The 25,728-nt window shown below is 68.6% G+C and carries 23 protein-coding genes; 12 read left to right on the top strand and 11 right to left on the bottom strand.

What is annotated here, in order from left to right:
- Nucleotides 1-93: 93 nt before the first annotated feature.
- Entirely contained in the window at nucleotides 94-1,536 is a 1,443-nt protein-coding gene (locus tag ACLQ2N_RS15235) for a CCA tRNA nucleotidyltransferase (protein WP_425813061.1), read from the bottom strand.
- Nucleotides 1,537-1,717: 181 nt separating this feature from the next.
- On the opposite strand from ACLQ2N_RS15235, the gene ACLQ2N_RS15230 reads away from it, so the two are divergent.
- From ACLQ2N_RS15230 to ACLQ2N_RS15220, 3 genes are all read left to right on the top strand, one after another.
- Entirely contained in the window at nucleotides 1,718-4,015 is a 2,298-nt protein-coding gene (locus ACLQ2N_RS15230; protein ID WP_425813059.1) for a DUF6049 family protein, read from the top strand.
- A gap of 49 nt (nucleotides 4,016-4,064) precedes the next feature.
- The gene (gene murJ, locus ACLQ2N_RS15225; protein ID WP_425813057.1) at nucleotides 4,065-6,221 is read left to right on the top strand and encodes a murein biosynthesis integral membrane protein MurJ; all 2,157 of its coding nucleotides are present in this window, start codon (nucleotides 4,065-4,067) and stop codon (nucleotides 6,219-6,221) included.
- A gap of 133 nt (nucleotides 6,222-6,354) precedes the next feature.
- A complete protein-coding gene (locus ACLQ2N_RS15220; RefSeq protein WP_425813055.1) occupies nucleotides 6,355-8,055 on the top strand; it encodes a serine/threonine protein kinase in 1,701 nt (566 codons plus the stop codon).
- An 80-nt stretch (nucleotides 8,056-8,135) separates the two neighbouring features.
- Here ACLQ2N_RS15220 and ACLQ2N_RS15215 read toward each other — a convergent pair whose 3' ends face one another.
- A complete protein-coding gene (locus ACLQ2N_RS15215) occupies nucleotides 8,136-8,600 on the bottom strand; it encodes a DUF2690 domain-containing protein (protein ID WP_425813053.1) in 465 nt (154 codons plus the stop codon).
- Nucleotides 8,601-8,742: 142 nt separating this feature from the next.
- Between ACLQ2N_RS15215 and sigM the strand changes: the two genes are divergently transcribed.
- The 4 genes from sigM (at nucleotide 8,743) to trxA (ending at nucleotide 11,940) form a co-directional block, all read left to right on the top strand.
- Nucleotides 8,743-9,480: an RNA polymerase sigma factor SigM gene (gene sigM / locus ACLQ2N_RS15210; protein ID WP_425813051.1), complete on the top strand. Its 738-nt coding sequence runs from the start codon at nucleotides 8,743-8,745 to the stop codon at nucleotides 9,478-9,480.
- Nucleotides 9,477-10,460 carry a hypothetical protein gene (locus ACLQ2N_RS15205; RefSeq protein WP_425813049.1) on the top strand — a complete coding sequence of 328 codons (984 nt, stop codon included), beginning with the start codon at nucleotides 9,477-9,479 and terminating at the stop codon, nucleotides 10,458-10,460. Before sigM ends, ACLQ2N_RS15205 begins: the two co-directional genes overlap by 4 nt.
- Before the next feature lie 133 nt (nucleotides 10,461-10,593).
- Nucleotides 10,594-11,559 (top strand): thioredoxin-disulfide reductase, encoded by a 966-nt coding sequence (gene trxB, locus ACLQ2N_RS15200; protein ID WP_143622338.1) that lies wholly within the window; start codon nucleotides 10,594-10,596, stop codon nucleotides 11,557-11,559.
- A gap of 51 nt (nucleotides 11,560-11,610) precedes the next feature.
- Complete coding sequence (gene trxA, locus ACLQ2N_RS15195) at nucleotides 11,611-11,940, top strand: thioredoxin (RefSeq protein ID WP_147975245.1); 330 nt, start codon at nucleotides 11,611-11,613, stop codon at nucleotides 11,938-11,940.
- 81 nt (nucleotides 11,941-12,021) lie between these two features.
- On the opposite strand, the gene ACLQ2N_RS15190 is transcribed toward trxA, so the two are convergent.
- The 9 genes from ACLQ2N_RS15190 to rpmH all read right to left on the bottom strand — a co-directional run bounded on the left by ACLQ2N_RS15190 (nucleotide 12,022) and on the right by rpmH (nucleotide 18,667).
- Nucleotides 12,022-12,639 carry a GNAT family N-acetyltransferase gene (locus ACLQ2N_RS15190; protein WP_425813046.1) on the bottom strand — a complete coding sequence of 206 codons (618 nt, stop codon included), beginning with the start codon at nucleotides 12,637-12,639 and terminating at the stop codon, nucleotides 12,022-12,024.
- 160 nt (nucleotides 12,640-12,799) lie between these two features.
- A complete protein-coding gene (locus ACLQ2N_RS15185; RefSeq protein ID WP_425813044.1) occupies nucleotides 12,800-13,885 on the bottom strand; it encodes a ParB/RepB/Spo0J family partition protein in 1,086 nt (361 codons plus the stop codon).
- Entirely contained in the window at nucleotides 13,882-14,958 is a 1,077-nt protein-coding gene (locus tag ACLQ2N_RS15180; protein WP_425813236.1) for a ParA family protein, read from the bottom strand. The genes ACLQ2N_RS15185 and ACLQ2N_RS15180 overlap by 4 nt, the downstream gene beginning before the upstream one ends.
- 209 nt (nucleotides 14,959-15,167) lie before the next feature.
- On the bottom strand, nucleotides 15,168-15,884 hold the full coding sequence (gene rsmG, locus ACLQ2N_RS15175) for a 16S rRNA (guanine(527)-N(7))-methyltransferase RsmG (RefSeq protein ID WP_425813042.1): 717 nt from the start codon (nucleotides 15,882-15,884) through the stop codon (nucleotides 15,168-15,170).
- A gap of 109 nt (nucleotides 15,885-15,993) precedes the next feature.
- Nucleotides 15,994-16,503, bottom strand: coding sequence for a protein jag (locus tag ACLQ2N_RS15170; RefSeq protein ID WP_425813040.1), 510 nt, complete (start codon nucleotides 16,501-16,503; stop codon nucleotides 15,994-15,996).
- Nucleotides 16,504-16,517: 14 nt separating this feature from the next.
- Nucleotides 16,518-17,777, bottom strand: a complete 1,260-nt coding sequence (gene yidC / locus ACLQ2N_RS15165) for a membrane protein insertase YidC (RefSeq protein WP_425813038.1) — start codon at nucleotides 17,775-17,777, stop codon at nucleotides 16,518-16,520.
- Between the two features lie 3 nt (nucleotides 17,778-17,780).
- Nucleotides 17,781-18,140 (bottom strand): membrane protein insertion efficiency factor YidD, encoded by a 360-nt coding sequence (yidD, locus tag ACLQ2N_RS15160; RefSeq protein ID WP_073863860.1) that lies wholly within the window; start codon nucleotides 18,138-18,140, stop codon nucleotides 17,781-17,783.
- Nucleotides 18,137-18,508 (bottom strand): ribonuclease P protein component, encoded by a 372-nt coding sequence (rnpA, locus tag ACLQ2N_RS15155; protein WP_425813036.1) that lies wholly within the window; start codon nucleotides 18,506-18,508, stop codon nucleotides 18,137-18,139. The genes yidD and rnpA overlap by 4 nt, the downstream gene beginning before the upstream one ends.
- A gap of 21 nt (nucleotides 18,509-18,529) precedes the next feature.
- Nucleotides 18,530-18,667, bottom strand: coding sequence for a 50S ribosomal protein L34 (gene rpmH, locus ACLQ2N_RS15150; RefSeq protein ID WP_006348049.1), 138 nt, complete (start codon nucleotides 18,665-18,667; stop codon nucleotides 18,530-18,532).
- Nucleotides 18,668-19,049: 382 nt separating this feature from the next.
- On the opposite strand from rpmH, the gene dnaA reads away from it, so the two are divergent.
- From dnaA to ACLQ2N_RS15125, 5 genes are all read left to right on the top strand, one after another.
- A complete protein-coding gene (dnaA, locus tag ACLQ2N_RS15145) occupies nucleotides 19,050-20,852 on the top strand; it encodes a chromosomal replication initiator protein DnaA (RefSeq protein ID WP_425813033.1) in 1,803 nt (600 codons plus the stop codon).
- Nucleotides 20,853-21,788: 936 nt separating this feature from the next.
- On the top strand, nucleotides 21,789-22,919 hold the full coding sequence (gene dnaN, locus ACLQ2N_RS15140; RefSeq protein WP_073966647.1) for a DNA polymerase III subunit beta: 1,131 nt from the start codon (nucleotides 21,789-21,791) through the stop codon (nucleotides 22,917-22,919).
- Between the two features lie 128 nt (nucleotides 22,920-23,047).
- Nucleotides 23,048-23,926 (top strand): phosphogluconate dehydrogenase (NAD(+)-dependent, decarboxylating), encoded by an 879-nt coding sequence (gnd, locus tag ACLQ2N_RS15135; RefSeq protein ID WP_425813031.1) that lies wholly within the window; start codon nucleotides 23,048-23,050, stop codon nucleotides 23,924-23,926.
- Between the two features lie 84 nt (nucleotides 23,927-24,010).
- Entirely contained in the window at nucleotides 24,011-25,141 is a 1,131-nt protein-coding gene (gene recF / locus ACLQ2N_RS15130; RefSeq protein WP_425813029.1) for a DNA replication/repair protein RecF, read from the top strand.
- Nucleotides 25,138-25,701, top strand: a complete 564-nt coding sequence (locus ACLQ2N_RS15125; RefSeq protein WP_328901158.1) for a DUF721 domain-containing protein — start codon at nucleotides 25,138-25,140, stop codon at nucleotides 25,699-25,701. Before recF ends, ACLQ2N_RS15125 begins: the two co-directional genes overlap by 4 nt.
- Nucleotides 25,702-25,728 lie beyond the last annotated feature (27 nt).

The raw sequence follows: 25,728 nt of genomic DNA, 5'->3' as shown, positions 1-25,728 counted from the left end.
GTTCCTCCACAACCCCCCCGGGCCCTCGCCGCCGCCCGCCTCCCGTCCCCCACCACACCCCCCCCCCCGCCGCATGGAACGGGAGCCAGAGCGTCAGCTCTGCGCATCCCACCACTTCTTCAGTTCCGCGACTGCCGCATCACGCTCCAGCGGGCCGTGCTCCAGGCGCAGTTCCAGCAGGAAGGCGTACGCCTCACCGATGACCGGGCCCGGCCCCACGCCCAGGATCTGCATGATCTCGTTCCCGTCCAGGTCCGGCCGGATCGCATCCAGCTCCTCCTGGCTCTTCAGCTGGGCGATGCGCTCCTCAAGGCCGTCGTAGGTGCGCGAGAGAGCGGCAGCCTTGCGCTTGTTCCGCGTGGTGCAGTCCGACCGGGTCAGCTTGTGCAGCCGCTCCAGCAACGGGCCGGCGTCCCGTACGTAGCGGCGCACCGCCGAGTCGGTCCACTCGCCGTCACCGTAACCGTGGAAGCGCAGGTGCAGCTCCACCAGCTTCGAGACGTCTTTGACCATCTCGTTGGAGTACTTGAGGGCCGTCATGCGCTTCCTGGTCATCTTGGCACCCACCACCTCGTGGTGGTGGAAGGAGACCCGCCCGTCCTTCTCGAAGCGCCGCGTCCTCGGCTTGCCGATGTCATGGAGGAGGGCGGCGAGACGCAGAACGAGGTCCGGCCCGTCCTCCTCCAGGCCGATCGCCTGCTCCAAGACGGTCAGGGAGTGCTCGTACACGTCCTTGTGCCGATGGTGCTCGTCACTCTCCAGCCGGAGTGCCGGCAGCTCGGGCAGGACTTGCTGGGCCAGTCCTGTTTCCACGAGGAGGGACAGCCCCTTCCGGGGATGCGCGGAGAGCAGAAGCTTGTTCAGCTCCTCCCGCACCCGCTCGGCGGAGACGATCTCGATACGGCCCGCCATCTCCGTCATGGCGGCGACGACCTCGGGGGCCACGTCGAAGTCGAGCTGTGCGGCGAAGCGTGCCGCCCGCAGCATGCGCAGCGGATCATCGGAGAACGACGCCTCAGGCGTCCCGGGCGTACGCAGGACCCGCTCGGCCAGGTCCTTCCGGCCGTCGTGCGGATCGATGAAGTCCTTCTCGGGCAACGCGACGGCCATGGCATTGACCGTGAAATCGCGCCGCACGAGGTCGTCCTCGATGGAGTCCCCGTAGGACACCTCCGGCTTGCGTGAGGTCCTGTCGTACGCCTCCGACCGGTACGTCGTGACCTCGATCTGGTAGCCGTGCTTCTGCGCTCCCACCGTGCCAAAGGCGATCCCGACCTCCCACACGGAATCGGCCCACGGCCTGACGATCTTCAGCACGTCCTCGGGGCGGGCGTCGGTGGTGAAGTCCAGGTCGTTCCCGAGCCTGCCGAGAAGTGCGTCACGGACCGAGCCGCCGACCAGTGCGAGACTGAATCCGGCATCCTGGAATCGGCGGGCGAGATCGTCGGCGACCGGGGCGACCCGCAGCAGTTCGCTGACTGCGCGGTGCTGCACCTGGGTCAGGGCGCTGGGGTTGTCTTCGTTGGCATTCGGCACAACAGAAAAGGGTACGTGCACGGACCGGTCCGGGCGTCACCCATTTCCTCGGCCCTGCGAGACTCTCCCGATCATGCGGCACACTCCCCGGCACTTAGCCCCGACGCACCTCGTTACCATGCGGGGACGCAGCAACGGACGACGATCAACAGCAGTTGACGATGACGAGGGACGGATACGCGTGGCCGAGGCGGCAGACATCCAGGGGATGCATCCCTCTCCTGCCCGCCGGTGGCTGCGGCGCACAGCCGCCGTGCTCGCCGGGGCTCCGCTCGTCGCCGCCCTGCTGGCCGGAGCCTCCGTCCCGCAGGCCCGAGCCGACGCTCCGGCCAAGGCTCCGACGGGTTCCAGCACGGTGTCGGTGTCCCTGGACGAGATCACCCCCAGCGCCCCGGAGAAGGGGGACACGCTGCGGATCTCCGGGACGCTGACCAACAAGGGCAAGGAGACGGTCACCGACGCCCAGGTGGACCTGCGAGTCGGCCCTCGCCTCTCCAGCAGGACCGCCATCGACACGGCCGCTCGGCGCACGGGCTACCTGCCCGGTACCGACCCGTATCCGATCGGGGGCAAGTACACGGTCGAGATCGACAAGCTGCGCTCAGGGATCAGCCAGGACTTCACACTGTCCGTTCCCGTCAGCAAGCTGGGCCTCGGAGACGACGGGGTCTACCAGCTGGGCGTCTCACTGTCGGGGCGAACCTCGCACACCGTGTACGACCAGGTGCTCGGCATCAAGCGGACCTTCCTGCCCTGGCAGGACGGTGACCGCGACTCCAAGATCGGCATCAGCTACCTCTGGCCGCTGATCGCATCCGCGCACCTCACGGCGGAGACCGGCTCGGACGAGCAGCAGACTCCGGTGTTCGCCGATGACGACCTCGCCGCGGAGATCGCACCGGGCGGCCGCCTCGAACAGATGGTCTCCCTGGGCACCCGGCTGCCTGTGACCTGGGTCATCGATCCGGACCTGCTGGCCAGCGTCGACGCGATGACCAAGCCCTACCGGGTCAAGTCCGGTGACACCACGGTGGCCGGGACGAACCAGGACGTGGCGAAGAAGTGGCTGACCTCGCTGGAAGCTGCCGTGTCCGACGGCAAGGTCGTGGCCCTGCCCTTCGGCGACCCGGACCTGGCGTCGATCGCCCACCGCGGCAAGAACGTCTCCGGCACCCTCAGCCACTTGCAGACCGCCAGTGAGGTCGCCGGGATGACGGTGGAGACGATCCTCCACCTGAAGCCGTCCACCGACTTCGCGTGGCCGGTCGACGGTGCGGTGGACCCGTCGATCGTGGACGTCGCCACCTCGGCCGGTGCCCACCATGTGATCGCCCGCAGCGACAGCCTCGACGAGACCGGGAACCTGGTCTACACGCCGTCCGCCGCCCGCCCGATCGGCGGCGGCACCACGGCGGTCGTCTCCGATGCGAGGCTCTCCACGGCGTTCCAGGGCGACATGGGCAACGCCGGGACCTCCACGCTCGCCGTGCAGAAGTTCCTCGCACTGACCCTCGCCCTGGCCGAGCAGGACACGGACAAGGACCGGTCCGTCGTCGTGGCACCCCAGCGCACACCGACGGTCGCCCAGGCGCAGTCGATGGCACGCGCCATCGACACACTGGACGACGACCGCTGGACGAAGTCCGAGGGCCTGGCTCAGGCGGCGACGACCGAGCCGGATTCCGAGGCCACCACCGACGTGCCTCCGGCCTCCCGGTATCCGAAGAAGCTGCGCCGCCAGGAGCTGCCCACGCAGGCGTTCCAGGACATCAAGTCCATCCAGTCCTCGCTCGACAACTTCCAGGTCATCCTCACCCACCCCGAGCGGGTGGTGACCCCCTTCGGGAACGCCGTCAACCGGTCCATGTCGACGTCGTGGCGGGGCAGGCCACTGGAGGCCCAGCAGTACCGGGACTCGGTCCGCACCTATCTTCAAGGGCTCGTAGGCGAGGTCCAGCTCGTCCCGAAGTCGGACATCACTCTCTCCGGCCGCAGCGCCACGATCCCCGTGACCGTACAGAACAGGCTGCTGCAGGACGTCGATCACCTGGTGCTGCGGCTGAAGTCCGACAACGCGACCAGGCTCAAGCTGAACGACGGCGGCAGCACCGCGGAGCAGCCCATCCAGATCGGCGCCGGGCACAGCCAGTCCGTGAAGTTCGACGCGGCGGCCAACATCAACGGTCAGGTCCAGATGACCGCGCAGCTCTACACGGAGGACGGGACTCCGTACGGCGAGGAGATGGCCTTCACCGTAAAGGTCTCCGAGATCACCCCGACGGTGCTTCTGGTCATCGCCGGCGGGCTCCTGCTGCTGGTGCTGGCGGGCATCAGGATGTATGCACATCGCAAGCGCTCCAACGCGGGCGGCGCGGCGGGCGACGACGGCAGTGAACCCGAGCAGCCGAGTGACCCGACGCCGGACACCGGTCCCGAAAGCGCGGAGCCTTCGGGCACGGGTGAGAAAGTGGACCGTTGAGCGATGTCTGTCGTGGCCGGTCGGCCGGGGACGATGAGGTGGGGTTTCGATGAACGCGCCGTACGACGGTGACCGCGGTCAGAGTACGGGCGGGGCCGGGTACTCCGGCGGCCCTCCGGTGCCCCCTGACCCACAGCAGCAACCGGCGCCGGACCCGTATCTGCAGTCCGCGTACGACTACGACCCGTACCGGGCCCAGGATCTGTCCGCTCAGGACCCGGTGGACGAGGCTCTGTACGACCGCGCCGCGCATCCGCCGCCGCCTCCCGGCACCTACCAGCAGCCGCAGCCGCTCTATCAGCAGCCCCCGGCGCCCCAGTACGCCCCTGACCCCCGTATCTGGGCCCAGACACCGCCGCCGGAGCCCGCCGGCCCCTCACGCCACCTCCCTTACGGCGACCATGCCGCGACGACCCAGTTCGTGGGCGTGGACGACCTCGTCACACAGGCTTCAGCGAACCGAGACGAGCCCGACGCCTTCGCCCACCTCTTCCGCGACCAGGAGGGGCCCGCGAACCCGGCCGCCTCTCCGGCACCGGCCCAGCCCGAGCCCGCCCCGGCGCCGGCCAAGTCCGGCGGCCGCGCCTCCAGCCTGCTGAAGTCCAGCGCGGTCATGGCGGCCGGAACGCTTGTCTCGCGCCTCACCGGTTTCGTCCGCAGCCTCGTCATCACCGCGGCGCTCGGCGCGGCCCTGCTCGGCGACAGCTTCACCATCGCGTACACGCTGCCCACGATGATCTACATCCTCACCGTGGGCGGCGGCCTCAACTCCGTCTTCGTCCCCCAACTCGTCCGCTCGATGAAGGACGACGAGGACGGCGGCGAGGCATACGCCAACCGGCTGCTGACCCTGGTGATGGTCGCGCTCGGCCTCATCGTCGCCGTGGTGGTCTTCGCGGCCCCCTGGCTGATCCGGCTGATGTCCTCGACGATCGCGGACGACCCGGCGGCCAACAACGTCGCTGTCACCTTCGCCCGATACTGCCTGCCCACCATCTTCTTCATGGGTGTGCACGTCGTAATGGGCCAGATCCTCAACGCCCGCGGGAAGTTCGGCGCGATGATGTGGACCCCGGTCCTGAACAACATCGTCATGATCTTCACCTTCGGGATGTTCATCTGGGTCTACGGAACGTCCCACGAGTCCCACATGGGCGTGCAGACGATCCCGCCGGAGGGCGTGCGGCTGCTCGGCATCGGCACCCTGCTCGGTCTGGTCGTGCAGGCGCTGGCCATGGTCCCCTACCTGCGCGAGGCCGGCTTCCGTTTCCGCCCGCGGTTCGACTGGAAGGGCCACGGGCTGGGCAAGACGATAAAGCTCGCGAAGTGGACGGTGCTGTTCGTCTTCGCCAACCAGGCCGGTGTGCTGGTCGTCACCCAGCTCGCGACCTCGGCCGGCAAGGCGTCCGGAACAGACGGCGCGGGCTTCCTCGCCTACTCCAACGCCCAGCTGATCTGGGGCATGCCGCAGGCGATCATCACCGTCTCGGTCATGGCCGCCCTGCTGCCCCGGATCTCCCGGGCCGCCCACGACAACGACCCCGGCGCCGTCCGCGACGACATCTCGCAAGGGCTCCGCAACTCCGCCGTGGCCATCGTCCCGGTCGCCTTCGCGTTCCTCGCCCTGGGTGTGCCGATGTGCACCCTGCTCTACTCGTCCAGCGGCCCCGAGGCCGCCCGCTCCATGGGCTTCATCCTGATGGCCTTCGGCCTCGGTCTGATCCCCTACTCCGTGCAGTACGTGGTGCTGCGCGGGTTCTACGCGTACGAGGACACCCGCACGCCCTTCTACAACACCGTCATCGTCGCCCTGGTCAACGCGGCGGCCTCCGCTCTCTGCTACGTCGTGCTGCCCGCCCAGTGGGCCGTGGTCGGCATGGCCGCCTCGTACGGCCTGGCCTACGCCGTCGGCGTCGGGATCGCATGGCGCCGGCTGCGCAACCGCCTGGGCGGCGACCTGGACGGCGCACACGTGGTCCGCACCTACGCCAGGCTGTGCCTCGCCGCACTGCCCGCCACCGTGGTCGGCGGAGCCGTCGGCTTCGGCCTCCTGCGGGTGCTCGGGGAAGGTGCCTTCGGCTCGCTCGTCGCGCTGGTCTGCGGCGGTGCACTGCTGCTGGGAGTGTTCTTCGTCGCCGCGAGGAGAATGCGGATCGAGGAGATCAACGGCATGGTCGGCATGGTCAGGGGGCGGCTCGGCCGCTGAGGCCGACCGGCCCGCACAACCATCGCCGGTCTCCGCGTGTCGTGCATAGCGCCGGAGTGTGGGCACAATTGGCGTGACTGTGCAGAGCAGAGCCGGCTGGCATCGCGCAACGGATGGGGAGGCAGGAACGACGGTGGCGGAACGTAGCACGGCTGCCGTCGACGTGGCCGACAACAGCGGGAAAGAGCCGCTGGCCGCCAAGGCGGACGAGGCCACGACCGACGGTACGGAAGAAGCGCAGGACGCGGCGGACGCGGGCTCCCAGGAGGAGAACGGTGAGAAGGCCGCATCGAAGACCTTCCCGGCCACCCCGGATCTGCACAGCGGTCACAAGCTGGCCGGCCGGTACCGGCTGGAGGAATGCGTCACCCGTCTGGACGGGTTCAGCAGCTGGCGTGCCGTCGACGAGAAGCTGCGTCGCGCGGTGGGGGTTCACCTCCTGCCGGCGAACCACCCGCGGGCACGCTCGGTCCTGGCTGCCGCCCGGTCCTCCGCCCTGCTGGGCGACCCGCGCTTCGTACAGGTCCTCGACGCCGTCGAGGAGGACGAACTCGTCTACGTCGTCCACGAGTGGCTTCCCGACGCCACCGAGCTCACAGCGCTGCTGAGCGCGGGCCCGATGGACGCCCACGACGCGTACCAGCTCGTCAGCCAGATCTCCCAGGCCATGGCGGCCGCGCACCGGGAGGGCCTGGCCCACCTGAGGCTCACGCCGGGGGCCGTGCTGCGCAGCTCGTCCGGTCAATACCGCATCCGCGGCCTCGCGGTGAACGCCGCCCTGCGGGGCATCACGTCCGACAGCCCTCAGCGCGCCGACACGGAGGCGATCGGGGCGCTGCTGTACGCCGCGTTGACTCAGCGCTGGCCGTACGAGAGCGATGCGTACGGGCTCACCGGACTGCCCAAGGGGATGGGGCTGCTCCCTCCCGACCAGGTACGGGCCGGAGTCCACCGGGGCCTCTCCGAGATCGCCATGCGGGCTCTCGCCAACGACGGCGCCACTGCGTCCCGGCAGGAGCAGCCGTGCACCACGCCCGACGAGCTCGCCAAGGCCGTGGCAGCCATGCCCCGCATCCCTCCGCCCGAGCCCGTCTTCACCGCCCCGCCCGAGTACCAGCGGACCACCTACCAGCAGGGCACCTACGGAAGGCCGGCGGCGGCCGGCCCCCTCGTCACCCAGCCTGTTGTGCAGGCGCCCCCCGCCCCGCTGCAGAGCCGCACCGGGAGGGCCCTGAAGTGGGCCGTGTCCGCGCTGCTGATCGCCGCCCTGGGCCTGGGCAGCTGGCAGCTCGCCGAGACGCTCATCGACCGGGACAACAACTCGGGCGGGGACCCCGGCACCACTCAGTCCAACCCGGAGAACAACGAACCCCCGCCGGTCGAGAAGAGCAAGCCCGTCCCGATCGTCCACGCCAAGGACTACGATCCGCTCGGTCCCGACGGCAGTGAGAAGCCACAGAGCATAGGCAACGTCTACGACAGCGACCCGAGCTCGTACTGGTACACGGACTGGTACGCGTCCGCCGATTTCGGCGGACTGAAGAAGGGCGTCGGCGTCGTCCTCGACCTCGGCACCACGCAGCGCGTCGGCAAGGTGGACGTGTCCTTCCTCGGCAGTACCACCTCGGTGGAGCTGCGGACAACCAGCGGCTCGACGATCCCGGCCGAGCCCACCGGCTTCCACACAGTCGCCCAGGGGTCGGGAACGCAGGTATCGCTCAAGCCTGCCAAGCCCGTACAAGCCCGGTACTTGCTCGTCTGGCTGACGAAGCTCCCGCCGAGCGGTGAAGGCAACTTCCGCGGGAAGATCTCGGACATCAAGGTCACAAGCTGACAGCTTCGAACGCGAATGGGGCTGGGCCGGATCCAGGGATCCGGCCCAGCCCCATTTTTTTCCGCGAGCCGATTCGGCGGTCAGTACGAAGGCGTCTTCGAGTGCAGACTTACGTTGTCGTACTGGGACCAGCCTTCCGCATACGCGGAGAGCGGATCCTTGTCGTAGACCATCGCCGTGTAGCAGGTATAACTATCGAGCGAAGAGCTGTAGGAAAGCTTCGCGCAATTATAAGACTTACCGTCCGCGTTCCGCACGATCTGGGCCTTACCCCATACGTCTTCGGAGAGGCTGACCCTCGCCCACGCTGTGTGGCACTTGACGCTGTACCGCAGCTCAACTGCGCCGAGCGTCCAGCTGGAGGTACCGATCAGCGCGCGCTTCACGGTGGCGGCATCGCCGGAGCACCCGGCGGAAATGGGATTTTTTCCGTCCAACGAATAGGTGGCCGCCGATGCGCTCCCCGGAAGCAGCGCCACGAGCACGGGTGCGGTAAGAACGGCCGTGAGGGCCTTTCCCAAGTTCCGCTTCACATGCTTCTGCATCACATGGTCCCCTTTCTGATTTACCTCAATATAGGGCGGACAGGACGCCTCCGAAGCACGAGCGAATCGCGCCTTTTATCATTCATACAATCGAACCGGCCTCGCCATTTACTTCCCGGCATGGATCGGTTTGAATGCACGGATGGCGACAGCTGAGGGGGGAGACCGCGAGCGCTACGGCGCCGATGCCACCGTCCCACCGAGCGACGCGGACCTCCTCGCCCATCATGTCGCCGGAGACCCAGACGCCTTCGGTGAACTGGCTCGACGCCACCGCGACCGACTGTGGGCCGTGGCCCTGCGGACGCTGGGTGATCGCGAGGAAGCGGCCGACGCTGTGCAGGACGCCCTGATCTCCGCCTTCCGCGCCGCCCACACCTTCCGGGGCCAGTCCGCCGTCACCACCTGGCTTCACCGCATCACGGTGAACGCCTGCCTCGACCGCGTACGCAAGGCCGCGTCGCGGAAGACCTCGCCCGTCGACGACCCGGAACGGCTCGACCAACTGCTGGAACCGCATGAGTCCGCGGAGGTTCCGGCGGAGCGCCACGATCTTCACCGCGAACTCCTCGCCGCGCTGGCCACCCTCCCCGCAGAGCAGCGCGCGGCGCTCGTCCTTGTGGACATGCAGGGGTACCCGGTGGCAGAGGCGGCTCGCATCCTCGAGGTGCCCGTGGGGACCGTGAAGAGCCGCTGCGCACGGGGTCGCGCCCGCCTGGCTCCCCTGCTGGCGCACCTTCGCAGCGAGGGGCGCACCGGAGAAACGCCCGGCGCGGAAGGGAACCGGACGCCCAGGGCATCCGTCCCACCGGCAGCCGGACCACGAGACGCGGGCACAAGCGACCCCACTGTGACGAAGGGCGGAGGTGGACACCGATGACATCAACACCCGACACGACCCAGCACCCGGAAGTCTCGGAAATCTCCGACCTCACCGAGGACCTGCTGCCCGAACGCCGCGCAGCCGAGATCTGCAGCCACCTGGACGTCTGTGAGCCCTGCAGTGATGTCCTCGCATCATTGGAAGAGATTCGCGGGCTGCTCGGCGGACTGCCCGACCCCGAGCCCATGCCCGCAGACATCGCCGACCGTATCGATGCCGCTCTCGCCGCCGAGGTGCGGGACCATCGCGCGAAGCTGGACGCGACGTCGGATGTTTCACGTGAAACAGGGCTCGCTCACATAGGCGGGGGCCTTCCGTCCCGGTCGCAGGTGCCGGATCGTCCGGCCGGATTTGGGCGTGCGAACACAGGCCCCGGGCGGCATCCCGGCCGGAGGCGCCGTCGTACCACTGTGCTCGCCTCTGCACTGGGCGCCGCTGCCCTGGTCGGTATGAGCGTTTTCCTGCTGCAGAATGGCCCGGGATCGGCGAGCAGCGATACCTCCGCCTCCGGGGTAAGTCAGGACACGGGGGCCACAGCCCGGAAGAGCCGATCGCAGGAGTTCTCCGCAACCACGCTTGAGGGACGGGTACACGCACTGCTCGGCCCGAGCACCGGCACGGAGAACCCACAGGCTTCCAAGGGAAGCGAAGAAGCTCCCTCGGTGGGATCCCAGTCCTCGCCCCACACCCGCCCCTCGCTCCAGGCGGACCCCTCAGACTCCATGTCTCCCGAGACTCCACTCCGGGCCCCCGCTGTGTCCGTCCCTGCTTGCGTGGAAAAAGGCATCGGTCGGAACAGCCCGGCCCTCGCCATCGAAAGGGGCAGCTACGAGGGCACCGACGCGTTCCTCGTCGTCCTGCCCCATCCCACGGACCCGGACAGCGTTCAGGCGTATGTCGTCGACGCGGCCTGCGTAGGAGCAAAGCCTCCCGCCGAGGGGAAGCTGCTGCTGACGCACGCCTACGCGCGCCCCTGAAAATCCCGCCGCCAGCCGCCCCGGCACGTCGGGAATGCATCCCCCGTAGGATCCGTTGGGTGGGGTGAGAGTCGTTGAACCGGCCCCAGTAGGCGTGGACAGTAGGCAGTCTGCAGAGACGAGGAAGAAACCCGTGAGCGACGTGCGTAATGTGATCATCATCGGCTCCGGCCCGGCCGGCTACACAGCCGCCCTGTACACCGCGCGCGCCTCGCTGAAGCCGCTGGTCTTCGAGGGGGCCGTCACCGCCGGTGGCGCGCTCATGAACACCACCGACGTGGAGAACTTCCCGGGCTTCCAGGACGGCATCATGGGCCCCGAGCTCATGGACAACATGCGCGCCCAGGCCGAACGCTTCGGCGCCGAGCTGGTCCCGGACGACGTGGTCTCTGTGGACCTCACCGGTGACATCAAGACCGTCACCGACACGGCCGGCACCGTCCACCGCGCCAAGGCGGTCATCGTCACCACGGGCTCCCAGCACCGCAAGCTCGGACTCCCCAACGAGGACGCCCTCTCCGGACGCGGTGTCTCCTGGTGCGCGACCTGCGACGGCTTCTTCTTCAAGGACCAGGACATCGCCGTGGTCGGCGGTGGCGACACCGCGATGGAGGAGGCGACCTTCCTCTCGCGCTTCGCCAAGTCGGTCACCATCATCCACCGCCGCGACACCCTGCGCGCCTCCAAGACCATGCAGGAACGCGCCTTCGCCGATCCGAAGATCAAGTTCGCATGGGACAGCGAGGTCGCCGGCGTCAACGGCGAGCAGAAGCTCTCCGGCGTGACGCTGCGCAACACCAAGACCGGCGAGACGTCCGAGCTGCCCGTGACCGGCCTGTTCATCGCCGTCGGTCACGACCCGCGCACCGAACTCTTCAAGGGTCAGCTCGACCTCGACGACGAGGGCTACCTGAAGGTCGCCGCTCCCTCGACGCGCACCAACCTGTCCGGAGTCTTCGGCGCCGGCGACGTTGTCGACCACACGTACCGCCAGGCCATCACCGCGGCCGGCACCGGATGCTCCGCCGCCCTCGATGCAGAGCGCTTCCTCGCCGCGCTCGCCGACGACGAGAAGGCCGCCCCCGCGGCCGCTGTCTGACCCCACACCTCACCCACATCCCCGCACACCCCGCGAAGTTAGGAGGCCGCCGTGGCCGGCGCCCTGAAGAACGTGACTGACGACTCCTTCGAAGAGGTCGTCCTCAAGAGCGACAAGCCGGTGCTGGTGGACTTCTGGGCCGCCTGGTGCGGCCCGTGCCGCCAGATCGCCCCGTCGCTGGAGGCCATCGCGGCCGAGCACGGCGAGATCGAGGTCGTGAAGCTCAACATCGACGAGAACCCGGCCACCGCCGCCAAGTACGGCGTCATGTCCATTCCGACCCTGAACGTCTACCAGGGCGGCGAGGTCGCCAAGACCATCGTCGGCGCCAAGCCGAAGGCCGCGATCCTCCGCGACCTCGCGGGCTTCATCGCCGAGTAAGGCAGAACCTGCCTCTGCTGTTTCACGTGAAACGGGCTCGTCCTTCCCAGGACGAGCCCGTTTTCGTGCTTCGGCAGCTCCTCACAACGGCCGCAGCGCCGGCTCCTTCTGGACTGCCCCGAGGAGCCGGTCCAGGGCCATCTCGACATCTTCCTTCCAGGAGAGAGTCGTCCGCAGTTCCAGCCGCAGCCGAGGATGCACCGGGTGCGGGCGCACCGTCTTGAACCCCACGGCCAGAAGGTGATCGGCAGGCAGCACACAGGCCGCCTCCTGCCACCGGGCATCACCGAAGGCTTCGATCGCCTTGAAGCCCCGGCGGATCAGATCTTTGGCAACCGTCTGCACCAGGACCCGCCCCAGCCCTTGTCCTCGGTAGCCCGGCATGATCAGCGCAGTCATCAGCTGAACAGCATCGGGGGAGACGGGACTCGTCGGGAAGGCGGTGGCGCGCGGAACGTATGCGGGTGGTGCGTAGAGCGCGAAGCCGGCCGGCACGTCATCGACGTAGGCCACCCGCCCGCAGGAGCCCCATTCCAGGAGAACGCCGGAGATCCACGCTTCCTTCTCCCGGTCGGATGTCCCGCTTTTGACGGCGGCCTCTCCGCTGACGGGGTCGAGCTCCCAGAAGACACAGGAGCGGCAGCGCCGGGGGAGGTCGGAAAGGTTGTCCAGCGTGAGCGGTACGAGCCGACGCCCCATGAAGGCTGTTCCTCACTTCTCGCGCCCACTGCGTCATGGACGGAAATGCCGTGCCAGAACGCATCGTAACCACCGCTGGATCAAGCCGACACCGTGACAGAGCAAAGGGCGGGCTGTATTCCGTGAACCGGAAACAGCCCGCCCTCATCGTCGGCGTGCGTCAGCTCTCGTCGGCCTCGCCCGACTCCTCGGAGGGAGCACGGTCCAGCACTCGGCCCTCGCCCGGGGCAAGGCTGCCGAGAATGCGGTCCAGGTCCTCCATCGAGGCGAACTCCACGACGATCTTGCCCTTCTTCTGCCCGAGGTCGACCTTCACCCGGGTCTCGAACCGGTCGGAGAGCCGCGACGCCAGATCCGAGAGCGCCGGGGAGAGTCGCGCCCCTGCCCGGGGGCCCTTGGCCTTCTTGGCACTCGTGGGCCTGGAGCCCATGAGCGTCACGATCTCCTCGACCGCACGCACCGAGAGCCCTTCTGCCACGATGCGATGGGCCAGCTTGTCCTGCTCCTCGGAGTCGTCCACCGACAGCAGTGCGCGCGCGTGGCCCGCCGACAGCACCCCGGCGGCGACCCTGCGCTGTACCGGCGGGGACAGCCGCAGTAGACGCAGCGTGTTGGACACCTGCGGCCGGGAACGGCCGATCCGGTCCGCCAGCTGGTCATGCGTGCACTTGAAGTCCTTGAGCAGCTGGTCGTAGGCGGCGGCTTCTTCCAACGGATTCAGCTGAGCCCTGTGCAGGTTCTCCAGGAGGGCGTCCAGGAGAAGCTTCTCGTCGTCCGTAGCCCGGACAATGGCCGGGATGCGCTCCAGGCCCGCCTCGCGGCAGGCCCTCCAGCGCCGCTCGCCCATGATGAGCTCAAAGCGGTCGGCCCCGATCTTGCGCACCACGACCGGCTGGAGAAGACCGACCTCCTTGATGGAGGTGACCAGCTCGGCAAGCGCGTCCTCGTCAAAGACCTCACGTGGCTGACGCGGATTCGGTGTGATGGAGTCGATCGGCACCTCGGCGAAGTACGCGCCGGCCACATCGCCCGAGACCGTCGGCTCGGACCCCGACACCGGCGAGCTCGGCTCCGGCACGACGGGAGCGGCCCCGAGTGTGGCCACCTTGGCGGCCGCCACACCCCGCTCCGTGGTCAGAACGGGCGAGGAAGCCCCGGAGCCGACGGACGGCAGCTGCTTCTCCTGCGGAGCGGCTGGGATCAGGGCACCGAGCCCTCGCCCCAACCCTCGACGACGCTCACTCACTGGATCCCCTCCGAATTGCTCTGCTGACTGATCGAACCGCCCGTTTGGGCGTGCTGTCCCTCGTAGTGCACCCCAGCCCCTCGCAACGCGATCTCACGGGCTGCTTCGAGGTACGACAGCGAACCGCTGGACCCAGGGTCATAGGTGAGCACGGTCTGCCCGTAGCTCGGTGCCTCGGAGATACGGACCGACCGGGGGATGCTGGTCCTCAGCACTTCCTTGCCGAAGTGGCTGCGAACCTCCTCCGCGACCTGCGACGCCAGCCGGGTCCGGCCGTCGTACATCGTGAGCAGGATGGTCGAGACGTGGAGGTCTGGATTCAAGTGGCCCCGTACCAGCTCTACGTTCCGCAGAAGCTGGCCCAGGCCCTCCAGTGCGTAGTACTCGCACTGAATGGGAATCAGCACCTCCGCACCGGCCACCAGCGCGTTGACCGTCAGCAGGCCCAGCGAGGGCGGGCAGTCGATCAGGATGTAATCCAGCGGCTGCTCATACGCCTGGATGGCGCGCTGGAGTCGACTCTCCCGCGCCACCAGCGACACCAGTTCGATCTCCGCACCGGCGAGATCGATGGTGGCTGGGGCGCAGAAGAGACCTTCGACGTCCGGGACGGGCTGAACCACGTCGGAGAGCGGCTTGCTCTCCACCAGAACGTCATAGATCGAGGGAACGTCGGCGTGGTGATCGATCCCCAGAGCCGTCGAGGCATTGCCCTGCGGGTCGAGGTCCACCACGAGAACCCGTGCCCCGTGAAGTGCCAGCGACGCGGCGAGGTTGACCGTCGAGGTGGTCTTGCCCACCCCGCCCTTCTGGTTGGCCACGACCATGACGCGGGTCTGCTCGGGCCGTGGCAGCCCCTCGCCGGCTCGGCCAAGGGCCTCCACCGCCAGCTGGGCCGCACGACCGATGGGTGTGTCGTCCATCGGCGGCGGTGTTTCACGTGAAACACCGTTCCCCGCCGATTCGGTTCGGGGGCCGGGGACCGGATCGGTCATCGGCCCCGCGATGTTGGCGTCGGACCGCAAGGATTCACTCTCCTCGGCTTCAGGCTCGCAATGAGCAGAGCCTGTCATGGTTTCGGGGTCGTGAACCAGCGAGGCCCGCTCTTCTGTGGATGAAACCACTTCTGTGGACAACTCCGTAGCCCTAACGGGTCTGCGATGGGGAGGGGCGGCTGCCTCATGACCGCGGCCGATGATTCCATGCAGCAGAGAACGACGTTTCACGTGAAACACGATGCCTCCGCCGCGTAGTTACGGGGGCACGACACTCCGCGCAGGGCTCAGCGACGACGTCGCGTCCGGCTGGTCCGCGCCGCCTTGGCTCGCTTTGCGGCGAACCTCACACCGCCCGGGCTTTCGCCGACCACCACCCGGACGACAGTGGACGTCGGGTCGACCACGCCCTCGCCGACGTGCAGCACCTCGGTGTCCACCACACCCAGCTTGCTGAGCGCGGCCCGCGCCCCGTTGATCTCCTCCTCGGCGGTGTCGCCCTTGAGCGCGAGCATCTCGCCGTACGGACGCAGCAGGGGCACGCCCCAACCGGCCAGCCGGTCCAGCGGGGCTACCGCCCGGGCGGTCACCACATGCACCGGCTGCAGGGAGCCAAGAACCTCCTCGGCCCGCCCACGGACAACCGTCACATGGTCGAGTCCCAGCAGCTCCACGACCTCTTGGAGAAAGTTCGTCCGGCGCAGCAGCGGTTCCAGAAGGGTGATCTTCAGGTCCGGACGCACCAGAGCCAGGGGAATGCCCGGCAGTCCAGCACCCGACCCCACGTCGCAGACCGTGACCCCCTCGGGAACGACCTCGGAGAGCACCGCACAGTTCAGCAGGTGCCTCTCCCACAGACGGGGGACCTCGCGCGGCCCGATCAGTCCGCGCGTGACCCCCGCGTCCGCCAGCAGTTCCGCGTACCGGACAGCCTTGGGAAAGCTCTCACCGAACACTTCCCGGGCCTCGTCGGGCGCCTGGGGAAGCGCTACTTCCTCCGTCACAGGGGGACCGTCCTTCCGTACCGCACTACCAACCATGGGTGGCTGTCTATCAGGCTGACAAAGATCGGCCCCGTCTGCGAACAGACGGGGCCGACAGGTAAGGGGCCGGTCAGGCCGGCAGGACGACGACGAAGCGCTGCGGCTCCTCGCCCTCCGATTCGCTGCGCAGGCCGGCCGCGGCGACCGCGTCGTGCACGACCTTGCGCTCGAAGGGCGTCATCGGGTCCAGCCTCACCGGCTCACCGGTGCTCTTGACCTTGTCCGCTGCCGTGGCCCCCAGCTCGGCGAGCTCCGTGCGCTTCTTGGCCCGGAACCCGGCGATGTCCAGCATCAGCCGGCTCCGGTCACCGGTCTCCCGGTGCACGGCGAGCCGCGTCAGCTCCTGAAGCGCCTCCAGGACCTCACCGTCGCGCCCCACGAGCTTCTGCAGTTCGCGCGCCGAGTCGCTGATGATCGAGACCGCGGCCCGGTCCGCCTCGACGTCCATGTCGATGTCGCCGTCGAGGTCGGCGATGTCCAGCAGACCCTCAAGGTAGTCCGCTGCGATCTCCCCTTCCTGCTCAAGGCGGGTCAGGGTGTCGCTGCCCTCAGCGGCCGTGGAGGTGGTGCCTTCCGTCACGGATGGACTCCTTCTTACTTCTTGGACGGGTGCTTGGGCCGCTGCGGGCCCTTGCGCTGTCCGGACTTGGCTTGGCGTGAGGAGCCGGACGCGGTCTTGCCCGCCGGCTTCGACTTGTCGTCCTGCGCGGTGCTCTTCTTCAGGGAGGTCTTGGACACCGGCTCGCCGGGGTCGTCGTCCTTTCCGCCCTGGTGGACCGCACCGGTCTGGCGCTGTGCCTTCGTCTGCCGCTTGGGCTGCTGGCGGCGCTGCGCGGCTCCGCCCTCTGCCTCGGCGACGGCCGTGTCGCTCTTGGCCACCGTGCCGTCCTCCTGGGGAGCGAGCCCCATCTTGGCCAGCCCGACGACGAACTTCCGCTCGATGTCATTGCGGTCCGGGCCCTTGGCCACGATCCGCTTGACGGTGTTGCGCCGGGTCCGGCCACGGACCTCGCCGTGCGCGGTGACGCTCTTCAGCACGCGACCGAGGTACTGCTCCTGGGCCTTGCTGCCCGGCGTCGGGTTCTGGTTGATCACGTACATCTGCTGACCCATGGTCCAGACGTTCGTGGTGAGCCAGTAGACGAGGACACCGACGGGGAAGTTGATGCCCATGACCGCGAAGATCAGCGGGAAGATGTACATCAGCATCTTCTGCTGCTGCATGTACGGCGTCTTGACCGTCAGGTCGACGTTCTTCGTCATCAGCTGGCGCTGCGTGAAGAACTGCGAGGCAGACATCATCACGATCATGACCGCGGTGACGATCCGGACGTCGGTCAGCGATGCGCCGAGGGCGTCGACCTTCTCAGCGCTGTCCATGAACTTGGCGGCCAGGGGAGCACCGAAGATGTGGGCCTGACGGGCGCTGTCCAGCAGCGACTGGTCGATGACGCCGATCTTCTTGTTCGAGGCGATCGCGGAGAGTACGTGGTACAGCGCGAAGAAGAACGGCGACTGCGCGATGATCGGCAGGCACGAGGAGAGCGGGTTGGTACCCGTCTCCTTGTACAGCTTCATCATCTCTTCGGACTGACGCTGCTTGTCGCTCTTGTAGCGCTCCTGAATCGCCTTCATCTTCGGCTGGAGCAACTGCATGTTCCGCGTCGACTTGATCTGCTTGACGAACAGCGGGATCAGGCAGATGCGGATGAGCACCACGAGGGACACGATGGACAGACCCCAGGCCCATCCGGTGTCAGGGCCGAAGATCGCCCCGTACAACTTGTGGAACTGGACGATGACCCAGGAGACGGGCCAGGTGATGAAGCTGAACAGACTGGCAATCGTGTCCACTAATCAGGCTCCTTGAGCATTGGGCGAAGTCTCTGCGGCCGAACTCGGGAGCTCGGTGGCCGAACCCCCGGGAGGCACGTCAGCGGCGGAGTCCCCGCCCTTGCTGCCGCGTATGGCGCTGCGCAGCAGTTCGTGCCAACGCGGACGTTTGCGTGGTGGTACGTAGTCCACGCCGCCGGGTGACCACGGATTGCATCGCAGGATGCGCCAGGCTGTCAGCGCCGTTCCCTTGATCGCTCCGTGCCGGTCGATCGCCGTATATCCATAGTGGGAACACGACGGGTAGTAACGGCAGACAGGCCCGAGAAGTGGGCTGATCGTCCACTGGTACAGCTTGATGAGAGCCAGCAGCGGGTACTTCATCGCACGCCCCCTCCCAGCAGCCGCTGCAAAGCGGCGTCCAGGTCTCGGGCCAGCTGTTCATGGCCGGCGTCGCCCGCTCCGGGCAACGCTCGTACGACAACCAGGCTACCGGGGGGCAGCATGGCGAGCCGTTCTCGGACCAGGTGGCGAAGCCTGCGCTTCACCGCTGTGCGGACGACCGCACCACCCACGGCTTTGCTGACAACGAAACCCGCACGCGGCGGGGGAACGTTCTCCCCAGGCACGTGCGGGTCGGTTGCACCGCTTCGTAGATGGACGACGAGGAGCGGACGACCAGCCCGGCGTCCTCGTCGTACCGCGGTCGCGAAGTCCTCGCGCCGCCTCAGCCGATTCTCGGAAGGCAGCACGTCATGACGACCTGTACGCGATCAGGCGGACAGACTGGCGCGACCCTTGCTACGGCGGGACGCGAGAATCGCGCGGCCGGCACGGGTGCGCATACGCAGCCGGAAGCCGTGGGTCTTCGCGCGACGACGGTTGTTCGGCTGGAAGGTGCGCTTGCTCACTCGGGGGCTCCAGAAATGACTCGTGTGTTGGCGGGACATCGCCTGGCTGTCACCGTGCGCCCACGAGAGACTCGCGTAAACGCCCTAGTGCACCGCATTCACAATCACAGATCGTGATCTTTGCCCATCGGAGGCAGGCGGCAGCAGCCATCGACAACTCGACCTGGTCACGGTACGCGCGGCTACGCCATCCGGTCAAACCGACCCTGTCGGACCCCCCATTGTGCACAGGCTGTGGACAACGACTTGAACGTCGCGGGTCGGGCTGACTACCGTGGCTGAACTCCGGTTCTTTTTCTTCCCGCCTGCCGGTCCTCACCCACCCCGACCCATACCGTCCCGAGAACCACACATTCGTGGGACCAGCGAGAGAGCGTGCCTTGTGGCTGACGTACCTGCCGATCTTGCCGCAGTGTGGCCGCGAGTGCTGGAGCAGCTCCTCGGGGAGGGGCAGCAGGGCATCGAGCCGAAGGACAAGCAGTGGATCGAGCGCTGCCAGCCGCTCGCCCTGGTCGCCGACACCGCACTGCTCGCCGTCCCCAACGAATGGGGCAAGCGGGTCCTCGAAGGCCGCCTCGCCCCGCTCATCAGCGAGACGCTGAGCCGCGAGTGCGGGCGCCCCATCCGGATCGCGATCACGGTCGACGACTCCGCGGGCGAACCGTCGGGCCCGCCGGCGCCCCCGATGCACCAGTCCCCCCAGCCCACCCACCGCTACCAGGGCCCGCAGCACGACGAGGGCCGGCACGGCGACGCGTACGACGGTTACGGCAGCCGGTCCGCGGACGACGGCATGCCCACCGCGCGCCCCGCCTACCCGGACTACCAGCAGCAGCGCCCGGAGCCCGGCGCCTGGCCGCGCACCCAGGAGGACCTGTCCTGGCAGCAGCCCCGGCTCGGCGGATTCCAGGACCGCGACCCGTCCGCCGACCAGTGGCGCGAGCCGTACGGCGGCCGCTCCCCGCAGCAGCCGCAGCACGACTACCGTCCGCAGCCGCCGGAGCGCCAGGGGTACGAGCCCCAGCGCGGCGAGCGTTCCCGTCCCGAGCTCCCGGAGCCGCAGCACCGTCCCGGTGCCGGCACCGGCCGTCCCGGGGGAGCCCCGGGACCGATGGGCGCTCAGCCGGCACCCGCCCCCGGACCCGGCGAGCCGCACGCCCGGCTGAACCCGAAGTACCTCTTCGACACCTTCGTCATCGGGGCCTCGAACCGCTTCGCGCACGCCGCGGCCGTGGCGGTGGCCGAGGCGCCCGCGAAGGCGTACAACCCCCTGTTCGTCTACGGGGAGTCGGGACTCGGCAAGACCCATCTGCTGCACGCCATCGGGCACTACGCACGGAGTCTTTACCCGGGCACCCGGGTGCGGTACGTGAGCTCCGAGGAGTTCACCAACGAGTTCATCAACTCGATCCGTGACGGCAAGGGCGACACCTTCCGCAAGCGGTACCGCGACGTCGACATCCTGCTCGTGGACGACATCCAGTTCCTGGCGAGCAAGGAGTCGACGCAGGAGGAGTTCTTCCACACCTTCAACACGCTGCACAACGCCAACAAGCAGATCGTGCTCTCCTCCGACCGGCCGCCGAAGCAACTGGTCACGCTGGAGGACCGGTTGCGGAATCGTTTCGAGTGGGGGCTGACCACCGACGTACAGCCTCCCGAGCTCGAGACCCGGATCGCGATCCTGCGCAAGAAGGCGGTTCAGGAGCAGCTCAACGCCCCTCCGGAGGTACTGGAGTTCATCGCCTCCCGGATCTCGCGCAACATCCGTGAGCTGGAGGGCGCTCTCATCCGGGTGACGGCCTTCGCGAGCCTCAACCGGCAGCCCGTGGACCTGGGACTCACGGAGATCGTGCTGAAGGACCTGATCCCCGGCGGTGAGGACACGGCCCCCGAGATCACGGCGAGCGCCATCATGGCGGCGACCGCGGACTACTTCGGCCTGACGGTGGAAGACCTCTGCGGATCGTCGCGGAGCCGCGTGCTGGTGACGGCCCGGCAGATCGCCATGTACCTGTGCCGCGAGCTGACCGATCTCTCGCTGCCGAAGATCGGCGCCCAGTTCGGCGGCCGGGACCATACGACGGTGATGCACGCGGACCGCAAGATCCGGGCACTGATGGCGGAGCGGCGCTCCATCTACAACCAGGTCACCGAGCTCACGAACCGCATCAAGAACGGCTGACGGCGCCCCGCGCCGGCACGCGCACGTACCCCAAGGGCGCTGTGCGGACTCGTCAGGAGTCCGCACAGCGCCCTTCTGCGTTCCCCGAAAGCCGGCTCCCCACCCCCTTCGCACGGCTCCGGGCACCCGCCTGCCGCGCACCGGGCCCACTCCCGGAGGCCCCGCCCTGTTCGATTAACCGGGAGGTCACGGGTGTTCTCCACAGATCCGGGCGCTTTTTTCCCTCCACAGCCTGGGGATCCAAAAGTTGTCCATACTGCATCCACAGGCAGAACCTCCGCGAGGGCATCAGTCCAGCTCAGCGGGCTGGGGATTTGTGGTCAACGATGATCCACAGCCTGTGGACAAAATCTTCGTCCACAGGCCGGGCTCAGGGTTGTCCACCGACCGCCCACAGGTCTGGGCCCGTTTTCCCCAGCACGAAGCCGCTTCTCCACATCGCTGTCCACTGTTCGGCAACACCACAGGCCCCGTCACCGCGTCGAGTGAAAGGCGTCACACCAGGGGCCAGGGTTGCCCTGTGGGGAACGGGGGTAAAGCTGGGGACAGACCTGGGGAGAAACCGCCCTCCCCTGTGTACGGCTTGTGCACAACTTCCGGGTGTCCACAGAAAGCCCGGGTTGTCCACCGGTTCCACCCACAGGGCCGGTGGATAAAAAACCGGCTCTGAGCTGCGGAAACGGGGTTATCCACGGTTTCCACAGGGCCTACTACTACCACCACTCATAGTTAGCCCGGAATCCGTTTCGAAGTGGGTCCTGTGCACAACTCGCCCTCGGAGCGCTCCGGGCCGCTCGCCGCGATTTGACCCCGAGCAGCAACGAGTGTCGGTGCGGTGCGTCAGACTGGTCCCCGGCGTCCTCCCCGTCTCTTCGGCGGAGCGACCCGACCAGACGACGAAGGCCGACAGGGCGAAAACAGCAGGAGGCGGTTCCGGTGAAGATCCGGGTGGAGCGCGATGTACTCGCGGAGGCGGTGGCCTGGGTGGCCCGCAGCCTTCCGGCCCGTCCGCCGGCGCCCGTTCTCGCGGGCCTTCTGCTGAAGGCCGAGGACGGCGCGCTCAGCTTCTCCAGCTTCGACTACGAGGTCTCGGCACGGGTCTCGGTGGAGGCCGAGGTCGAGGAGGACGGCACCGTCCTCGTCTCCGGCCGGCTCCTCGCCGACATCTGCCGCGCCCTCCCCAACCGTCCGGTGGAGATCTCCACAGACGGTGTACGGGCGACCGTCTCCTGCGGCTCCTCGCGATTCACACTCCACACCCTTCCTGTGGAGGAGTACCCGGCGCTCCCGCAGATGCCGACCGCGACCGGCACCGTGCCCGGTGAGGTCTTCGCTTCCGCCGCCGCCCAGGTCGCCATCGCCGCCGGCCGCGACGACACGCTGCCCGTCCTGACCGGCGTCCGCATCGAGATCGAGGGCGACACCGTCACCCTCGCCTCCACCGACCGCTACCGCTTCGCGGTCCGCGAGTTCCTGTGGAAGCCGGAGGACCCGGAGGCTTCCGCCGTCGCCCTGGTGCCCGCCAAGACGCTGCTGGACACCGCCAAGGCCCTCACCAGCGGTGACACGGTCACCCTGGCGCTGTCCGGCTCCGGCGCGGGCGAGGGCCTCATCGGGTTCGAGGGTGCCGGACGGCGTACGACCACCCGACTGCTCGAAGGCGACCTGCCGAAGTACCGGACGCTCTTCCCGACCGAGTTCAACTCGGTCGCCGTGATCGAGACCGCCCCGTTCGTGGAGGCCGTCAAGCGCGTCGCCCTGGTGGCCGAGCGCAACACCCCGGTGCGGCTGACCTTCGAGCAGGGCGTCCTGATCCTGGAGGCCGGCTCCAGCGACGACGCACAGGCTGTGGAAAGGGTCGACGCCGTGCTGGAGGGCGACGACATCTCGATCGCCTTCAACCCGACCTTCCTGCTCGACGGCCTGAGCGCCATCGACTCCCCGGTCGCCCAGCTCTCGTTCACGACCTCCACCAAGCCGGCGCTGCTCAGCGGCCGCCCGGCCGTGGACGCCGAGGCGGACGACGCGTACAAGTACCTGATCATGCCGGTCCGCCTCTCCGGCTGACCTCCCCCGGCCCCGCCCCGGCGGGGCCCGACGGGCGTGTTCAGCGCCGAGCACGCCCGGCGTCCTGTCCCCTTCCGGGCGTAGGCTCGGACTTGGGTACGAATCGGCACAACGCTAAGGAATCTCTGATGGAGCTCGGTCTCGTCGGCCTCGGCAAGATGGGCGGCAACATGCGCGAGCGCATCCGCCGCGCAGGCCACACCGTCATCGGTTACGACCGCAACCCGGATCTCGCCGATGTCCACAGCCTGGAAGAGCTTGTGGGCAGCCTCAAGGGCCCCCGGGTCGTCTGGGTGATGGTCCCGGCCGGAGCCGCGACCCAGTCCACCGTCGACGAGCTGGCCGAGCTCCTCTCGCCCGGCGACATCGTCGTGGACGGCGGCAACAGCCGCTGGACCGACGACGAGAAGCACGCGGAGGAGCTGCGCCGCAAGGGCATCGGCTTCGTCGACTGCGGCGTCTCCGGCGGCGTCTGGGGCCTGGAGAACGGCTACGCGCTCATGTACGGCGGCGACGCCGAGGACGTGGCGAAGGTCCAGCCGGTCTTCGACGCCCTGAAGCCCGAGGGGGACTTCGGCTCGGTCCACGCGGGCAAGGTCGGCGCCGGCCACTTCGCCAAGATGGTCCACAACGGCATCGAGTACGCCATGATGCAGGCGTACGCCGAGGGCTGGGAGCTCCTGGAGAAGGTCGACTCCGTCACGGACGTGCGCGAGGTCTTCCGCTCCTGGCAGGAGGGCACGGTCATCCGTTCCTGGCTGCTCGACCTGGCGGTCAACGCCCTGGACGACGACGAGCACCTCGACAAGCTCCGCGGTTACGCGGCCGACTCGGGCGAGGGCCGCTGGACGGTCGAGGCCGCGATCGACAACGCGGTGCCGCTGCCCGCGATCACGGCCTCGCTCTTCGCGCGCTTCGCCTCGCGCCAGGACGACTCCCCGCAGATGAAGATGATCGCCGCGCTGCGCAACCAGTTCGGCGGGCACGCGGTCGAGAACAAGAAGTAACCCCGCAACGAGGAGCGGGAGGGGCCGATCGCCCCTGCCGCCACCGGAGCACGGAGCAGGAAGCCGGGAAGGTCGGCGTACATCATGCACGTCACGCATCTGTCGCTGGCCGACTTCCGCTCGTACGCCCGGGCCGAGGTGTCCCTCGACCCGGGCGTCACCGCGTTCGTGGGGGCCAACGGCCAGGGCAAGACGAATCTGGTGGAGGCCGTCGGCTATCTCGCCACGCTCGGCAGCCATCGCGTCTCCTCCGACGCCCCGCTCGTCCGCATGGGCGCCGAGCGGGCGGTGATCAGGGCGGCCGTCACCCAGGGCGAGCGCTCGCAGCTGGTCGAGCTCGAACTCAACCCGGGCAAGGCGAACCGTGCCCGGATCAACAGATCGTCGCAGGTCAGACCCCGTGACGTGCTCGGCATCGTGCGGACGGTCCTGTTCGCCCCGGAGGACCTGGCCCTGGTGAAGGGGGACCCCGGCGAGCGCCGGCGGTTCCTGGATGAGCTGGTCACCGCGCGGTCGCCGCGAATGGCGGGAGTGCGCTCGGACTACGAGCGGGTGCTCAAACAGCGGAACACGCTGCTGAAGTCCGCCGCGATGGCCCGCAGGCACGGCGGGCGCTCCCTGGACCTGTCGACGCTCGATGTATGGGACCAGCATCTGGCCGCAGTGGGCGCGGAACTGCTGGCCCAGCGCCTGGACCTGATCGCCACACTCCAGCCGCTGGCGGACAAGGCGTACGGGGACGTGGCGCCGGGCGGCGGCCCGGTGGCCCTGGACTACCGCAGTTCCGTCGGCGGCGAGGCCGGCCCCGCGCGGACGCGTGAAGAGCTGTACGCACAGCTCATCGAGGCCCTGGCAGGGGTCCGCAAGCAGGAGATCGAGCGCGGAGTCACACTGGTCGGTCCGCACCGCGACGACCTGGTGCTGGGCCTGCGCGGGATGCCCGCCAAGGGGTACGCGAGCCACGGGGAGTCCTGGTCGTACGCGCTGGCGCTGCGCCTCGCCTCCTACGAGCTGCTGCGTGGCGAGGGCAACGAACCGGTGCTGGTGCTGGACGACGTGTTCGCCGAACTGGACGCCCGCCGCAGGGAGCGGCTGGCGGAGCTGGTGGCGCCGGCCGAGCAGGTGCTGGTGACCGCGGCTGTGGACGACGACGTGCCGGGCACGCTCGCGGGGACGCGGTACGTGGTGTCCGCCGGCGAGGTGGAGCGGGTGTGAGCGGCGACGGCGAGGGGAAGGCCCCCGGCGGCGAGGACGGGGCCAAGCCGGCGGAGCCCTCCGGCGTGGACCTGGCCCGGGTCGCCCTGCGCGCGGCGAAGGAGCAGGCGCGGGCGCGCGGTGAGGCGGCGCAGCAGAAGAAGCAGGCGAGGCGCGGTGGCGGGCTGCGCTCCGGGGCGCGGCGGGACGGCCGCGACCCGCTGCCGCTGGGCGCCGCGATCAACCGGCTGATCACCGAGCGCGGCTGGGAGACCCCGGCGGCGGTGGGCGGGGTGATGGGCCGCTGGCCGCAGATCGTCGGCGACGACCTCGCCCTGCACTGTGTGCCCGTGCGGTACGACGAGGAGCCCGACCAGCGGGTGCTGACGGTGCAGTGCGATTCGACGGCCTGGGCGACGCAGCTGCGGCTGCTGGCCCCTCAGCTGGTGGCCCGGCTCAACGCGGACCTGGGCAACGGCACTGTGCGGATGATCAAGGTGCTGGGTCCTGGCGGGCCGCAGCACCGGTTCGGCCCGCTGCGCGCCCCGGGGAGCACGGGCCCGGGCGACACCTACGGCTGACCCGCCGCGACCTGGGCTTTTCCCCTC

The sequence above is a fragment of the Streptomyces sp. DT224 genome (assembly GCF_049844595.1).
GTDB lineage: Bacteria > Actinomycetota > Actinomycetes > Streptomycetales > Streptomycetaceae > Streptomyces.
The sequence above is the reverse complement of the archived record's forward strand: the minus strand, read 5'-3'. Positions and strand labels throughout refer to the sequence as shown.